Raw genomic sequence first — 14,641 nt, 5'->3', positions numbered from 1 at the left:
TAAATGTTTAAAGACCAGGCTTTTTACTCACGTATTAACGGTAAAGTAATTTCAACTAAAGTTCCTTCATGGATCTTACTCTGATAGTTGATAGCTCCATGATGCTGTTTGATAATTTTATGACATATCATTAATCCTAGCCCAGTACCCTTTTCCTTTAAAGTGTAAAATGGCTCACCAAGTCGTGGAAGTAGGTCTTCTGGTATCCCACAGCCATAATCACGGATGGAAATAATACAGGCATTGTGATTATTTTTTCGTAGGCTGATTTCAATATTCCCGCCACTTGTCATAGCTTCCATTGCATTTTTTAAAATATTTAAGAAAACCTGTTTCAATTGATTTTTCTCACAAGTAATCATAAACTGGGAGGCATCATAGCTTAATTGAAACTGAATATTACTCATGTAGGCCTGGGGTCGCAGAAGCTCTAGCGTATTTTCGACAAGTTCAAGTAGGTTAGTCCGTGTTAATTGAATCGCTTGCGGTTTGCCAAGGGATAGAAGCTCACTAGTAATCGTTTCAATCCGTTCTAATTCATTTAAGAGCAAATCATTAAATTCAATTGAACTATTTTCTTTTTTATATAATTGTACGAAGCCTTTAATAGTCGTTAATGGATTTCTAATTTCATGGGCGACACCAGCTGCCAATTCCCCGACAATCGAAAGTTTTTCTGATTGTAGTAAAATTTCTTCGGCTTTTTTTCGTTCGGAGATGTCACGGCTGATGATAACGGAATGTTCAATTTGTCCGTTCTCACCCATTACAGGGACGCAGCGTGATTCAAATTCAATCCAACGGCCGCTCACATGCTTCAAACGGTACTCCATCGAGTGTAATTCTTGATTTTTGAAAATACGTTTAATTGTTTCGGTAAAAATCGGTACATCATTCGGGTGAATAAACTTGCATAGTTCAGCATTCTCCACTTCATCTTCCCGATAACCTAGGATATTCCGATGCGAAGGGGAGAAGTAACTTATCGAATAATCTTTTTCCATTACCATAATTAAATCAGAGGTATTTTCAGCAATTAAACGGTATTTCGCTTCACTTTCCTCCAACGTCACTAGCGTTTCCTTTAATTCCTGCTGATAATTAGCCATCATCTTATAAAGGTCTGCAAACTTTTTATTTAGACGGTGAAGTTTTTCGTAGGATTCAATGACTAATCCACCAATAATGACACCAAACATCACAAAAATGAGATACTGAAGGTGAAACACGGGATTATCTCGAAATACATTAAAAATAATCGGGACGGTAATGATATAGATAAAAACATAACTAACAAAGTAAATCATGACTTTAGGCACATAGGTGAGGCGTGTTTTTAAACAAGAATGAATGATTAAAAACACTATCAAAATGATCAGCCAGCCAGTTATTGCCGGAAACCAGTTCCCAGCTTCAACTAATCTTGCGATAAGTGCAATACTTCCAGTGAGAAAACCTGCTAAAGGTCCGAGATAAACAAATGATAAAATAACAGGGGCATAACGGATATCATAACTATAGTCGTTGACATGAAAGGATATGTTTACAAGAATAACTGAAATCACACCGCCGTAGATACCACCCCAAAAGCGAAAATGCTTAGGAATGCGAAAGTTATAAAAGGAGCGGACGATTAAAGGGATACTTACTAATAGCGAAAATATTGAAAGATTGATAATATATTCTAGTAAATTCAAAAATCTCCCACCTAAACATATTCTATTTCTATAATCATAAACCAGATAACCACTTATTTCCATAGATAATTTTTAGTAAACAAGACTAAAACATTCCAATAGTTACCGTTACATGAAAATGTCGCTCTAGATTTTTCTAACCAATAAAGTGTACAATTTATTTCGTGAGAATAAAATTTCGGTGGTGTATAAATCATGATTGCAAAAACAGAAGAGGATTTTCAAGGTTTAAAAGAGATAGGCAGGATCGTCGCGTCTATTCGAGATAAAATGGTCGCAAAAACGACACCGGGGGTAACAACGAAAGAACTGGATGAATATGCAGCAATGCTATTTGAAGAAGCTGGAGCGATTTCCGCCCCTAAAGGGGTATATGACTTTCCAGGATACACTTGTATTAGTGTTAATGAGGAGGTTGCCCATGGTATTCCAGGTAACCGCGTGATAGCTGAAGGGGATCTTGTGAATATTGATGTTTCCGGTTCGAAAAATGGTTATTTTGCTGATACAGGCATTAGTTTTGTTGTTGGCAATGGCGATGAAATTCTGACAAAGGTTTGTCAGGTAGCCAAGGAAGCCTTTGATGCCGGCGTGAAAAAAATTAAGCCAGGAGCGAAAAAGAGTAATATTAGTAAAGCGGTGTTTCAAACAGCCAAAAAACACGGACTAACTGTGATTAAAAACTTAACTGGGCATGGAGTAGGCCGCTCTATTCACGAAGAACCAAATCATATTTATAATTACTATGAGCCATGGGATGATGAGTTATTAAAAGAGGGAATGGTTATTGCGTTTGAACCATTCATTTCCTCTAAGGAAGAAGAAGTCCTCCAATTGGATGATGGCTGGACATTTGTTACAAAAAGAAGCGCCGTTGCCCAGGTGGAACACACGATTATCATTACTAAAGATGGTCCCATTCTAATTACAGTATAAGCAAAAGCAGGTAAAGTTCTACCTGCTTTTTTTTATTAAAAAACCTTTCTCCTGAATAATTGCCTCTTTTGCTTTTCTTGTTGTCCCTCAGGGATAAATTTCTCCTTATTCTTTATGAGAACAATTCTGGATTCATAAAACTTTTTTTATTGATGTCATCTTTAATGTGTCCGTAAACGTATGTATTTATTTTTTTACAAATGTTAAATAATTGTTTTACAAAATTTCAACGTACGAGTAAAATGAATAGTGATAAAGACAAATAATATGACAATATTGTGAATGTACGCTAAGTTTATTTACAGATTGTAAAATATTTCTGTTACAAATGTTCAGTTTTTCTGTTATAGTTAATATAGCTAAACTAAGAAGATATTGACACTGGTTTAAAAGTGATTTTTAGTGAAAGACGGAAACAATAAAGTGGAGGATAGTAATTCTCTCAATGGAAAGGAATAGATTAAAAATGACGACACGAATCGCTAATATGATTGATCATACAGCCTTAGCTGCAACTACTTCGAAAGAAGATATTATAAAATTGACTCAAGAAGCAAAAGAATTTCAATTTGCCTCTGTTTGTGTGAATCCCACGTGGGTAAAGCTTGCAGCGGAACAATTAAAAGATGCAAAAGATGTGAAGGTATGTACAGTTATTGGGTTTCCATTAGGAGCCAATACACCTGAAGTGAAAGCTTTTGAAACAGTCAATGCTATTGAAAACGGAGCGACTGAAGTGGATATGGTAGTGAATATCGGCGCTCTAAAAGATGGCGATGACGAGTTGGTAGAACGTGACATTCGCGCTGTTGTTGATGCGGCGAAAGGAAAAGCCTTAACAAAGGTCATCATTGAAACTTCCTTATTAACAGATGAGGAAAAAATTCGCGCTTGCCAACTTTCAGTGAAGGCTGGAGCAGATTTTGTGAAGACCTCTACTGGATTCTCAACAGGTGGAGCGCTCGTTTCTGATGTCGCACTTATGCGTAAAATTGTTGGTCCTGACATTGGTGTCAAAGCATCTGGTGGAGTCAGAAGCCTTGAAGATGCTCAAGCAATGATTGAAGCAGGGGCAACAAGAATTGGGGCGAGTTCAGGAGTATCTATCGTAAAAGGTGAAATCTCGCTTGCTTCGTATTAAAATAAAGATAAAAGAGGTAATACTATTATGAAGGAAATTTTATTAGCGACTGTAGCTGGTTTTTTAGTTGGTGTTTTATTTAAATTCTTAAAGCTACCTCTTCCTGCTCCACCAGTTCTTTCGGCTGTGATGGGTGTGTTCGGAGTTTGGTTAGGTGGAGCTGTTTTTGAATACATCATGAAAATGCTACAGCAATAACGTAATCTTGGGAGGTTGAACCGATGGAAGAAACTCAATTAATTAAAGAAGCGATTACAGCCATGCAAAGAGCCTATGTCCCTTACTCCAATTTTAAGGTTGGCGCGGCCCTGCTAGCGAAAGATGGTACCGTTTATCATGGCTGTAATATAGAAAACGCAGGTTATAGTATGACCAACTGTGCGGAACGAACCGCTTTTTTCAATGCCATTTCGGAAGGTGTAAAAGATTTCGAAAAATTAGTGGTCGTTGCTGATACAGAGGGTCCTTGTTCTCCATGTGGTGCCTGCCGCCAAGTAATCTCCGAATTCTGTGACCCAAGTATGGAAGTAATCCTAACTAATTTAAAAGGGGATACCACACATACAACGGTAGCTGAGCTGTTGCCATTTGCCTTTTCTCCAAAGGATTTAAATAAGTAAGAAGAGTGAGTCTAAATTGGCTCACTCTTTTTTTTAGAAATGCAACAATGTTTGCCAAAATACCCTTATATAAACAAAATTGTATAGTCTGTATAATAAAACCATGATTTAATTAAAAACATATATATAATCTACTCGTATTTATGTAACCTTGATGAGGTGGTATTCATGCAATTTGATCAATATAAAAATTTGTTAATTGAAAAAATAAGAAAGCAATTAAGCGATTGGTTTGATAACCGTTTAGAGGAACAAGTGCCGCGCGAAGAGTTATATCGTTTTCTTCATTCTATAAAAGGTACTGCAGGTACGATTCAGCTAGGCGGTATCCTACAAATTACTGCTGAGCTTTTAGATAGATTAGATCAAAACAGTGATCCATACTGGTCCAAAAGTGACCTAAGAGATTTTCTGTATCATTTACTAAGGGTATCATACGAATACGAACACTACAAAGAAGAGTCTGGCAAAACTTCGAAACTGCCAAGAGAAGGAAAAGTGCCTTTAATTCAAATTATCGATGAAGATGTTTCGATGTTAATCTTGTTAAGAGAAGCTCTAGGGGATAAAGGTTGGTTGGTTATTGTCCATAACGATTTCAAAAAAGGAAAAGAACAGTTTCTAGAATTAAAGCCGGATTGTCTTATTATCGATCGTCCATTTACTAAATCTAATGAATTTGATTCTTTCGTACAATTCCAAAAAACATCCTTTGTTCCTTTAGTAGTGACAAGTATAGATCAAGATAGAAAGTCAAGAATGGAAGCGTACCAAAAAGGGGCGGATGATTATATAGAAAAGCCTCTAAATCTGGAAGAACTAGTCATACGAATTGAAAGACTCTTACAACGTAAAGAGTTATTTGATCAAAACTTTACGTCAATAAGCAAATTAACTCAACCAGTTCAAAAAAGGTTAAATGTGTCTGTATTAGATGATGATCCTATTATTCGTACTATGCTCATAAAGGTTCTTCAATCCATCCGCATCGACCACATTGAATTAAATATACAAGCATTTGATGATGGAAAAAAATTCTTGGAATCAAATTGGTTAAAGGAGCAAGGAGAGCACTTTATTGTTTTGGATGGTGTGATGCCGGTTATGGATGGGATTGAGGTTTTACAAAAAGTAAAGCAAAGAAAAGAGAAGGTATCTGTCTTAATGCTGACAGCTAGAAAATCAGAGCATGATATCGCCCGAGCATTACAGCTTGGTGCAGATGATTATGTAACGAAACCATTTAGTATTTTAGAGCTTCAGGCAAGGATGGAGAGATTAATCCAGAGGATGTTTTAATATGTGGAGCAAGGAATTATTTTATTTGGCTATTATGACTGGTGGAATTGTTAGTTTATTATTTATCATTTTATTTTATCTAATCATTAGAAAAGCCATTGAAAACAATCGAAATAATAAGATTAATCAACAAAAAGAAAAATATCGTGAACCGTTGCTTTCTTATATATTAGATCCCACATTATCAAGAAAATTAAGACCAAACACATCTATAAAAAAACAGGCCATTGAAGAATTGCTCGATAGGTATATTGATGTACTGGAAGGGAATCAAGAAAAACAAAATGTCTATTATTTGGCCGAACTATATTTGGCTGATTACTACAAAAAAATCCTTCACAGCCGAAAATGGAGTAGGAGATTTAATACTCTTCATCATATTGAAGATTTTTACGTCCGTTCATTACTGCCCAATATTGTCTTCTTAGTTAAAAACGAAAAAGTAACAAGAGAAGAAAAAATATTGGCCTTAAGAATATTGGCCCTATTTGAATATCCAGATTTAGTAAGAGAATTACTCTCTAATCATTCAAATTTATCGGAGTTCGAATACCGTGGGATATTTATGAAAGCATCTGGAAAGTTGTTAGATTTATTTATATTGCACTTCCAGCAAAGCCCTACTAATATGCAATTAGCCTTGATTGATAGCCTGGCAAATAACCGCGAATTAAGATATGTTTCCTTTATTGAATCTGTGTTTCAAACTTATCGGGGAGAAATTCGAATTAGGGCCCTTAAAGCATTGGGAACGATTGGCTATGTCAATAATATCGATACCTATTTGCCGCTTTGTCAATCACCCCATTGGGAAGAAAGAGTGATGATTGCCCGGTTGTTGGGGATTATACAGGTCGATGAAGGGACTAACTGTCTAGAAGAATTGCTCCAAGATCAAAGTTGGTGGGTAAGGTACCAAGCTGGCTTATCATTAAAACGATATCCTAACGGAATTGACATCCTTAAGAAGGTTTTTCAGACATCAAAAGATCCATTTGCTCAAGATATGGCTTGGGAATGGTTAAATAAAGGGGATTAACATGTTAATGTCTTTATACAGTAGTGTCATGATAGGCTATGGCTGGTTTATTACCATTTTTATGGTCGTCGTCATTGCCTTTTATTCGATTATCCTTTTGATCTCAGCCTTCCAGCTAAGAAAGGAATATCGTTTGGATAGAAAACAAACTTATGATGATTATCTTAATGAATTTAATAGCAAACCCATTTCAATCATTGTTCCTGCGTACAATGAGGAGGCAGGAATTATTCCAAGTATTCGCTCTCTCCTAAGTATCAATTACCCAGTATATGAGATTATTGTCGTCAATGATGGATCGAAAGATGACACATTAAAAAAAGTAATTGAGCAATACGAGATGGTGGAAATTCAGAAAGTAGTACGAAAGCAACTTTCTACAAAAGCGATTAAGAAAATTTACCAATCGAAACTCCTGTCACATTTATACTTGATTGACAAAGATAATGGTGGCAAGGCAGATGCTCTAAATGTCGGTTTGAATTTTTCCCATTTTCCTTACGTTTGTTCACTGGATGGAGATTCGGTTTTAGAAAGTGACGCCTTCTTAAAAGTAATGAGGCCTATCATTGACTCGAATGAACAGGTGATTGCTTCTGGCGGTAGTATTCGGATTGCAAACGGTTGCCATATTGAAAATGGTACCCTTATGAAGGTTGGCCTGGCGCAAAATCCTCTCGTCATTATGCAAATAATTGAGTATTTACGCGCTTTTCTCATGGGAAGAGTTGGCTTAAGTCGCCACAATCTATTATTAATTATTTCAGGAGCCTTTGGAGTATTTTCAAAACATTGGATTTTGGAAGCAGGTGGATATAAGACTGATACCGTTGGTGAGGATATGGAATTAGTTGTTCGAATTCACCGAATTCTTAAGGAAAGAAAAGCTAACAAAAAGATTGTCTATGTCCCTGACCCTGTTTGCTGGACTGAGGTCCCGGAACAAATGAAGTACTTAAGGAGGCAAAGAAGTCGCTGGCATCGCGGATTATTTGAGAGTCTTTGGACACACCGTAAGCTCACCTTTAATCCAAAATATGGTTCGATTGGTTTTATTTCGTTTCCTTATTTTTGGGTGGTCGAATTTTTCGGTCCAGTAGTTGAATTATCAGGATATTTATATTCAATTCTATCTATATTCCTAGGCGGAATCTATATTGAATTTGCGATATTGTTTTTTTTCTTATCTTGCTTATATGGTTCTTTCTTCTCTATGGCAGCTGTCCTATTGGAGGAATGGAGCTTACGACGTTATCCTCGAATTGGACAAATCATTAAGCTGTTTCTATACTCATTAACGGAAACTTTATGGTATCGCCCGCTAACTGTGTTTTGGAGATGTGAAGGAATATGGCAAACCATAAAAGGGGAGAAAAGTTGGGGAGAAATGAAAAGAAAAGGTGTATCACAATGATCAAATGGTTAATAGGTAAGAGTGGATACTTATTATTTGTCTATATCCTTGGTTTGCTTATCGTCATTCTCAGTCCTTTTTGGTTATGGACGTTAAAAGAGAGCAGGCCATTAGATGTTTTAATCGTTGATAAAACAGTACCTGATGAAACTTATCGTGAGCATAAGGGGTTAGTTTGGCTGCTAAATAATGAGAAAGTTGTCAAGTCAAATAAAGAGTCATACTCCTTAAATAAAGATTATATTGGATTTTTTCCGAAGAAAAATGAAAAATTTGAAATCAAAAGTTTTCCGGAAAATTTAGAGGATTATCAGGTTATCTATCTAGCTGATCAATATGGGGTTTATCAAGAAGAGTTTTATGGGAAGAACCCGTTGGGTAAACGTTCGGAAAGCATCTATGGAGGTCTCCAGCAGTCCGAGGTAGAGCAACTAGAGGATACTCTTTTCAAAAGCCCAGGTAAAACGTTGATTGCTGAATTTAACACGTTTGGAAGTCCCACGACCATTGAGGCTAGAACAAAGATTTCAAATCTCCTAAATGTGAATTGGACAGGGTGGATCGGTCGTTATTTCCCTAATCTTGCTACCAATGAAGTCCCCGTTTGGGTAAAAGAAAGTTATGAGGGAAAATGGGATTTTCATGGTGGAGGCATCATTTTTGTCAATGAGAATGATTATGTTTATGTCATCCAAGAAAAAGACCTTACTCAAAAAGGAATTCCCATCAAGTTTACAGAACGAGGAAATGATTACTTTAGGCAAGAATTAGATTCAAACTATCAATATTGGTTTGATATTCTTGAACCGCGCAACGACGATGAGGTTTTAGCCACTTTTCATCTCCCGGTTAAAAAAAATATAGGTGAACAGCTTGCGGAGATTGGGATTCCTTTGACCTTTCCAGCTATAAATCTTCATCAAAATGCCCAATATACTTCCTATTACTTTTCGGGCGATTTTGCAGATGAAGAGGAGGTTCCTGGTATTTACCAAACTAGGGGTTTATCACTATGGAAGCAATATGTTAGCGGGAGAGATTCTTTCTATTGGAAAACGTACGTTCCAATGATGAGATATATACTTAAATATGGTCTGCATAAAGAAGTTGAGCGGGAAAATGTTGAACTCTTTCAACAAAATGGTATTACTTATAACAGTCAAACGGGAGACCAATTTATTCAAATTCTAAAGGATGGTAAATGGGAGAACATCATTATTAAAGGTGTTAATATGGGTATTGCGAAGCCGGGATATTTTCCAGGGGAAGCAGCGATTACAAAAGATGAGTACCTTCGTTGGTTTCGTGCAATTGGAGACATGAATGCAAATACATTCCGTGTATATACATTACACCCTCCCGCATTCTATGAGGCATTGTATGAATATAATCAAACCGCCAAAAAACCATTATATTTATTCCATGGTGCTTGGGTGACGGAAGAGAAATTAATCCATCATCAAAATGCTTTCGCTAAGGAAGTGATTGATGATTTTCAACTGGAACTAAGACAGATGATCGATATTATTCATGGAAACATTACCATACCAGAACGACCAGGTCACTCTTGGGGGGAGTATAAAACCGATGTATCGCGCTATGTTCTCGGTTTTATCATTGGTACCGAGTGGGACCCGAATGTAGTATTGGAAACGAATAATAAAAATAAAAAGGTCGGCCAATGGAATGGAAGGTATTTTGTAACTGAAAGTGCGAGTCCATTTGAGATATGGCTAGCGCAAATGATGGATTATACAGCCAGCTACGAAGCCGAACATTATGGATGGCAACACACAATGAGTTTTACCAATTGGGTCACAACCGATTTATTGAAACACCCTGCTGAACCTTCAGTGGATGAAGATTTAGTTTCGGTCAACCCGAACCATATCCATAGTACGGAAGCCTTTAAGGCAGGACTATTTGCTTCCTATCATATTTACCCTTATTACCCTGATTTTTTAAATTATGAACCAAACTATTTGAATTATAAGGATCAAGATGGAAAACCAAATAATTATGCAGGTTATTTGCACGAGCTCATTTCGGAACATGATATGCCGGTTCTTGTTGCTGAATTTGGTGTACCAAGCTCGCGCGGTTTAACTCATCTAAATGCTTACGGAATGGACCAAGGTCACCATTCAGAGCAGGAACAAGGTGAGATTAACACACGTTTATACAAATCAATCTTACACGAAGGCTATGCCGGTGGATTGGTATTTACTTGGCAGGACGAGTGGTTTAAAAGGACCTGGAACACGATGGACCTGGATAATCCAGAGCGCAGGCCGTATTGGAATAATGTCCAGACAAATGAGCAACACTTCGGTCTACTTAGCTTTGAACCGAGTGCAATTGAGAAACAGATTTATGTAGATGGAAAAGAAGGTGACTGGAAAAAGGTTAAAGCTGTTCCGATTTATCAATCATCAACTAAAAACTCAGCCATCAATGGAATCGATCTATTTTCTGATTCGGGTTATCTTTATACAAAACTCCGCTTTAATCAACCGATTGATTGGCAGAAGGATGATATCTACTTACTTTTAAATACCATTTCCGATCAAGGACAGAACAAGGTGACATTATCGAATGGGGAGACCGTCGAAACAAAAGGCGTCGATTTTATGGTTCAAATAAAGGATGAACATTCCGCTAATATAATGGTGGATAGTTATTATGACCCGTTTTATTTCCAGTATGGCGAGCTTTTAAAGATGATAAGGGTAGCTCCATATGCTAACAAAAAAGCAAATGGGATATTCCATCCAATTCGATTAGCCTTAAATAAGGAAATGGTAATTCCATCAACTAAAAAGAAGTATCCGTTTACTGCATATGAAACAGGACAGCTAATGTTCGGTGACGGTAATCCGAATCATAACGAATATAACAGTTTAACGGATATAAGCTTGAGTAAGGATGGTAAGTTGCTGGAGTTGCGGATTGCTTGGCAGCTTCTCAATGTAAAAGACCCTAGTATGAAGGAAGCCTTGGGAGATCTTTGGTCAATGGGATTAGAAGGTTCGCAAAAAATAGATACAATTCAAATGAATGCCCTTCTTTTGAATAATGGAAAAATCTTAAACACTGATTGGGTTAACCAATCGATCCATTATAATTGGAATGAATGGGAGCAGCCAATTTTTGCGGAACGACTAAAGAAATCTTATTATATTATGAAAAAAACTTTTGAATCTGTAGATGCTTGGGAGGGAAAAAAGTGAAACGAATTTTATTAGCGGAAGACGAAGAGATTATCCGAATGCTCATCATGGATACGCTTGAGGATGAAGAATATCAAGTGGATGAAGCGGCAGATGGAGAAGAAGCAATGAAACTTTTTGCGGAAGACAAATATGATTTGCTCATTCTTGATTATATGATGCCGGGGCTCACCGGGATTGAAGTGATTGAAAAAGTCCGTGAGGGCCATCACAATCAGACGGTAAAGATTCTAATGCTATCTGCTAAAAGTCAACAGTATGAACAGGATAAAATTCTTTCAGTTGGTGCAGATGAATTTATGGCAAAACCATTTAGTCCCTTGCAGCTAATTGAGAAAATAAAGGATATTTTCAATGAATATTAAAGGCTATGTGAAAAAAAGTCTATCAACTAAGTATGCTACTCTAGTCGGGATATCGATTGTCTTCTTTCTCATTGGAACAGCGGTTTTATGGCTGTTCCTCCATTCCTTTAAGGTCACATACTCTACACAAATAGAGCTTTTAGAGGAAAAGCAGAACCTGGCCCAAGAAATCAACGATAGTTTCAATAGTGCCATTTCTGATGCGCGAGGGTACTATGCATACGGTAATCCAGCATTAAAAGAAAATGCCTTGCAGCAAGCGAAAGTCATCATTCAATTGGAGGACCGTTTTGCCCATAAAGCTACCACAGCTGAGGATCAACAATTTCTAAAAAGCGCTCAACAATTTACAAGTTTCTATTTTGGGGAAACATTACCGGTTGCGATAGCCGACTTTGAGAATGGTCATTTAGATAATGTAGCACAGCAAGCTAATCGAGAAATTACAGCAAAAATAAAAAACTTTCAAAAAGATTCTAAAGAATATATTACAAGGTTAAATAAAGATTTGGAAGATAGTTTTAACCGGTTAATTCAGCTACAAAGCTATGTTCAAATCGCTTTTACTGTATTCATTTTGTTGATTTTAGTAACGATCCTACGAATTACAAGAATCATGTTTCGTAATGTGGGACAACCATTAAGTCAATTAGCGATGGCAGCAAATGATTTGGCAAATGGAAAGGAAGTTCCGATGGAACAATTGATTTCGGGCCGGGAAGATGAAATTGGAGCACTTTCAATCGCGTTCCGTAAAATGCTAGAGAAGGTTCATGAAAAGGAAGAAAATCTGATTTCACGTAATGAAGAACTATTTCATCAAAAGGAAGAGCTACGCTTCAAACAAACTGAATTGGAAGCCATCTTGAGTGATTTAAAAAATAGTCAGCTAAATCTGCAGAAAAGGAACGATTTGATTAATAAAATTTCCAATTCACTTGATAAAAAGGAAGTGATGGACAGTATTGTCGTCAATATGTGTTCCATTATCGAGGCAGATTGTGGGATGCTGGTATTGCTAAATGAAGACAACTTTTCATCTTATGGGATTACAAATGAAGCTGCTCATCAATTTAAGAATCATCTGCATCAAGGGCTAGGCAGCCGGTTAAAGGTTAATAAACAGCCATTTGTAGTAAAAAGAGAACTTGCCAATAATGAAAAAGGATATCATCAACATATCGGTTATAGTTATGATTTATATTTGCCGGTGTTAGCCTCTGATAATGATTTAATGGTTATTTTGTTATTAAGTAGATTTGCCGGAAATTATACTAGTGAGCAAATCGATGATTACATGGCCTTGACAAAGAATATCGCCCTCTCACTTGAAAAAATACGCATCTATGAGCAATCAGAGGAAGCAAGGCGCCTAAACCAAGACATCTTAAATACCATTCAAGAAGGTATTCAATTAGTAGATAGCAGTGGCAAAATTGTTAAGGTTAATACACAACTATCCGATATGTTCCATTGGAATGGAAGAGAGCTAGTTGGTTGTCATTTCCATGATTGGTCGATGGTCTTAGCGAAACAAGTCCAAGAATCAGAAGGATTAATTGATTTTCTTCAACATTCCATTCAATCAGTGGACTTTAACATAAGTCAAAACACCTATATTTATAAAAAAGTAAAACCCTATCAGGTCATTAAGGTGTATTGTGAACGATTATCCTATGGGGATGAACAATTAGGTACCGTTATTGTTCATCGTGATATTACGAAAGAATACGAAGTAGATCAGATGAAATCTGAATTTGTTAGCACCGTAAGCCATGAATTAAGGACACCTTTGGCAAGCATACTTGGCTTTACCGAGCTAATTTTGAATCGAAAATTACAACAGGATAAACAACAGAAATATTTATCAACTATCTATAATGAAGCGAAACGTCTTACCGCCTTAATTAATGACTTCCTGGATGTACAAAGAATGGAAAGTGGTAAGCAAACATATGAAAAGAAATTTATCCAGCTACAGCCAATTATTGAAAAAGTCATAGACAACCAAAAAATTAATACAAACCAGCATGTTTTTCAAATAATCGATGAAACGAATGGTGAATTAATTTTAGGTGATCGCGACAAGATGGAGCAAGTTTTTATGAATCTCATCAGTAATGCAGTCAAATACTCTCCATCTGGTGGAGAAATCAATATTCGCCTGTTTACCAATGAGGAGAAAATTTGTGTTTCCATTGAAGATCAAGGGCTCGGGATACCCGAAGAGTCTATGAAATTGCTATTTACCAAGTTTTTTAGAATTGATAATACAGACCGCCGTCGCATAGGAGGTACTGGATTAGGTCTTGCGATTGTTCAAGAAATCATAAAAGCTCATAATGGGGAAATAACCGTTCAATCAACATATGAAAAAGGAAGTACTTTTACCTGTTCTTTCCCACTGGTACCTGCTCAAAAAGAATCAAATCCATCAGTAGTGATGAAAGAAAATGGTTATCAAGTTTTAGTTGTTGAGGATGACCTAAGCTTAGGCCAATTGATTAGCCAAGAGCTTAGAGAAAACCATTTTCAGGTTTCGTACTTCAAACGTGGTCAAGATGCCTTAGATTCGTTACGTCATGAGATTCCTGATGCAATTGTTCTTGATATTCTTTTAGAAGAGGATGAAATTGATGGTTGGGGAATAATGGAAATTATCAAGAAAGACGATACCCTTAAGGATATTCCCATTTTTGTGTCAAGTGCCTTAGATGAAAAGGAAAAGGGATTTGCTCTAGGAGCAATAGAGTACTTAATCAAACCTTATAAACCAAGCCAACTCTCTAAAACGATTATGCAAACCCTATTAAAAAACGGCAAACTTGGTCAAGTGTATATACCTGAGGATGGAAAATAATCTATATAATCGAAAGCTGTCTCATAAATATTGAGACAGT

At 36.7% G+C, this 14,641-nt stretch carries 11 protein-coding genes; 10 read left to right on the top strand and 1 reads right to left on the bottom strand.

Translation table 11 applies throughout. The features are described from left to right. Nucleotides 1-23: 23 nt before the first annotated feature. The gene (locus tag ACX9YW_RS08080; protein WP_460344541.1) at nt 24-1,697 is read right to left on the bottom strand and encodes an ATP-binding protein; all 1,674 of its coding nucleotides are present in this window, start codon (nt 1,695-1,697) and stop codon (nt 24-26) included. A 195-nt stretch (nt 1,698-1,892) separates the two neighbouring features. On the opposite strand from ACX9YW_RS08080, the gene map reads away from it, so the two are divergent. From map to ACX9YW_RS08030, 10 genes are all read left to right on the top strand, one after another. After that, complete coding sequence (map, locus tag ACX9YW_RS08075; RefSeq protein ID WP_460344539.1) at nt 1,893-2,633, top strand: type I methionyl aminopeptidase; 741 nt, start codon at nt 1,893-1,895, stop codon at nt 2,631-2,633. A gap of 466 nt (nt 2,634-3,099) precedes the next feature. Beyond that, nucleotides 3,100-3,774, top strand: coding sequence for a deoxyribose-phosphate aldolase (deoC, locus tag ACX9YW_RS08070; RefSeq protein ID WP_460344536.1), 675 nt, complete (start codon nt 3,100-3,102; stop codon nt 3,772-3,774). A 27-nt stretch (nt 3,775-3,801) separates the two neighbouring features. Then, entirely contained in the window at nt 3,802-3,972 is a 171-nt protein-coding gene (locus tag ACX9YW_RS08065) for a XapX domain-containing protein (RefSeq protein ID WP_460344533.1), read from the top strand. A 23-nt stretch (nt 3,973-3,995) separates the two neighbouring features. Continuing rightward, nucleotides 3,996-4,394 (top strand): cytidine deaminase, encoded by a 399-nt coding sequence (locus ACX9YW_RS08060; RefSeq protein WP_460344530.1) that lies wholly within the window; start codon nt 3,996-3,998, stop codon nt 4,392-4,394. Between the two features lie 168 nt (nt 4,395-4,562). Next, nucleotides 4,563-5,693, top strand: coding sequence for a response regulator (locus ACX9YW_RS08055; RefSeq protein ID WP_460344527.1), 1,131 nt, complete (start codon nt 4,563-4,565; stop codon nt 5,691-5,693). A 1-nt stretch (nt 5,694) separates the two neighbouring features. Next, complete coding sequence (locus ACX9YW_RS08050) at nt 5,695-6,732, top strand: HEAT repeat domain-containing protein (protein ID WP_460344523.1); 1,038 nt, start codon at nt 5,695-5,697, stop codon at nt 6,730-6,732. A 1-nt stretch (nt 6,733) separates the two neighbouring features. Beyond that, on the top strand, nt 6,734-8,146 hold the full coding sequence (locus tag ACX9YW_RS08045; RefSeq protein WP_460344520.1) for a glycosyltransferase family 2 protein: 1,413 nt from the start codon (nt 6,734-6,736) through the stop codon (nt 8,144-8,146). Next, a complete protein-coding gene (locus ACX9YW_RS08040; protein WP_460344517.1) occupies nt 8,143-11,376 on the top strand; it encodes a hypothetical protein in 3,234 nt (1,077 codons plus the stop codon). The genes ACX9YW_RS08045 and ACX9YW_RS08040 overlap by 4 nt, the downstream gene beginning before the upstream one ends. Continuing rightward, the gene (locus ACX9YW_RS08035; RefSeq protein WP_460344514.1) at nt 11,373-11,741 is read left to right on the top strand and encodes a response regulator transcription factor; all 369 of its coding nucleotides are present in this window, start codon (nt 11,373-11,375) and stop codon (nt 11,739-11,741) included. The genes ACX9YW_RS08040 and ACX9YW_RS08035 overlap by 4 nt, the downstream gene beginning before the upstream one ends. Beyond that, nucleotides 11,731-14,601, top strand: coding sequence for an ATP-binding protein (locus ACX9YW_RS08030; RefSeq protein WP_460344511.1), 2,871 nt, complete (start codon nt 11,731-11,733; stop codon nt 14,599-14,601). Before ACX9YW_RS08035 ends, ACX9YW_RS08030 begins: the two co-directional genes overlap by 11 nt. The last annotated feature ends 40 nt before the right edge of the window (nt 14,602-14,641 follow it).

The sequence above is a fragment of the Pseudoneobacillus rhizolycopersici genome (assembly GCF_054786815.1).
The sequence above is the reverse complement of the archived record's forward strand: the minus strand, read 5'-3'. Positions and strand labels throughout refer to the sequence as shown.

Coding starts and splice junctions, on each gene's coding strand:
- map (WP_460344539.1), top strand. CDS start 1,893: ATGATTGCAAAAACAGAAGAGGATTTTCAAGGTTTAAAAGAGATAGGC.
- deoC (WP_460344536.1), top strand. CDS start 3,100: ATGACGACACGAATCGCTAATATGATTGATCATACAGCCTTAGCTGCA.
- ACX9YW_RS08065 (WP_460344533.1), top strand. CDS start 3,802: ATGAAGGAAATTTTATTAGCGACTGTAGCTGGTTTTTTAGTTGGTGTT.
- ACX9YW_RS08060 (WP_460344530.1), top strand. CDS start 3,996: ATGGAAGAAACTCAATTAATTAAAGAAGCGATTACAGCCATGCAAAGA.
- ACX9YW_RS08055 (WP_460344527.1), top strand. CDS start 4,563: ATGCAATTTGATCAATATAAAAATTTGTTAATTGAAAAAATAAGAAAG.
- ACX9YW_RS08050 (WP_460344523.1), top strand. CDS start 5,695: ATGTGGAGCAAGGAATTATTTTATTTGGCTATTATGACTGGTGGAATT.
- ACX9YW_RS08045 (WP_460344520.1), top strand. CDS start 6,734: ATGTTAATGTCTTTATACAGTAGTGTCATGATAGGCTATGGCTGGTTT.
- ACX9YW_RS08040 (WP_460344517.1), top strand. CDS start 8,143: ATGATCAAATGGTTAATAGGTAAGAGTGGATACTTATTATTTGTCTAT.
- ACX9YW_RS08030 (WP_460344511.1), top strand. CDS start 11,731: ATGAATATTAAAGGCTATGTGAAAAAAAGTCTATCAACTAAGTATGCT.